This is a genomic window from Hominiventricola aquisgranensis (assembly GCF_040096225.1).
Taxonomy (GTDB): domain Bacteria; phylum Bacillota; class Clostridia; order Lachnospirales; family Lachnospiraceae; genus Hominiventricola; species Hominiventricola aquisgranensis.
The window spans coordinates 1-535 of sequence record NZ_JBBMFC010000078.1; the positions used below are offsets into that span (position 1 = coordinate 1).

The 535-nt window shown below is 53.8% G+C and carries 1 rRNA gene; it reads right to left on the reverse strand.

From position 1 onward, the window contains the following. A 16S ribosomal RNA gene (locus WMO62_RS15785) occupies positions 1-535 on the reverse strand; the annotation flags it as partial.

Below are 535 nucleotides of genomic sequence, written 5' to 3' on the forward strand. Positions count from 1 at the left end.
AGTCAAACAGTTTCAAAAGCAGTCCCGGGGTTGAGCCCCAGCCTTTCACTTCTGACTTGCTTGACCGTCTACGCTCCCTTTACACCCAGTAAATCCGGATAACGCTTGCCCCCTACGTATTACCGCGGCTGCTGGCACGTAGTTAGCCGGGGCTTCTTAGTCAGGTACCGTCATTTTCTTCCCTGCTGATAGAGCTTTACATACCGAAATACTTCTTCACTCACGCGGCGTCGCTGCATCAGGGTTTCCCCCATTGTGCAATATTCCCCACTGCTGCCTCCCGTAGGAGTTTGGGCCGTGTCTCAGTCCCAATGTGGCCGTTCACCCTCTCAGGCCGGCTACTGATCGTCGCCTTGGTGGGCCGTTACCTCACCAACTAGCTAATCAGACGCGGGTCCATCTCACACCGATAAATCTTTTCCGTCTGGATCATGCGATCCTATCGGGTTATGCGGTATTAGCAGTCATTTCTAACTGTTATCCCCCTGTGTGAGGCAGGTTACCCACGCGTTACTCACCCGTCCGCCACTAAGTC